Source organism: Mesorhizobium carmichaelinearum (assembly GCF_900199455.1).
GTDB classification, from domain to species: Bacteria; Pseudomonadota; Alphaproteobacteria; order Rhizobiales; family Rhizobiaceae; genus Mesorhizobium; species Mesorhizobium carmichaelinearum.
In genome coordinates, this window is record NZ_FZQR01000179.1 from 1 (window position 1) to 413 (window position 413).

At 62.2% G+C, this 413-nt stretch carries 1 protein-coding gene; it reads right to left on the reverse strand.

Annotated features, from left to right (window positions below; genetic code table 11):
• Positions 1–413: cytochrome b N-terminal domain-containing protein (locus tag CKW40_RS42550; RefSeq protein ID WP_143748550.1), on the reverse strand; the 413-nt coding region annotated here is incomplete at both ends.

Consider the following 413-nt stretch of genomic DNA (forward strand, 5'->3'; position numbering starts at 1 on the left):
AGCCCGATCAGCGCCAAGATGATCCCCGGCAACAGTAAAATGTGCAGGGCGTAGAGCCTGGGGATCAAGATGGTGCCGGGGAAGTCACCGCCAAACAGCGCCCAGTGCAGCCAGGTCCCGATTACCGGCATACCCAGCGTGATCGACGAGAGTGCCGCGCGCAGACCGAGTCCCGACAGCAGGTCGTCAGGCAGTGAGTAGCCGAAATAGCCCTCGAACATCGCCAGGATCAACAACAGCGAACCGATCACCCAGTTGGTCTCGCGGGGCCGCCGGAACGCTCCGGTGAAAAAGATGCGTGCCAGGTGCACCATGATTGCCGCCGCGAACATCAAAGCGGCCCAGTGATGGATCTGGCGCACGAACAGGCCACCGCGCACCTCGAAGGAAATGTCCAGCGCGGACTGGTAGGC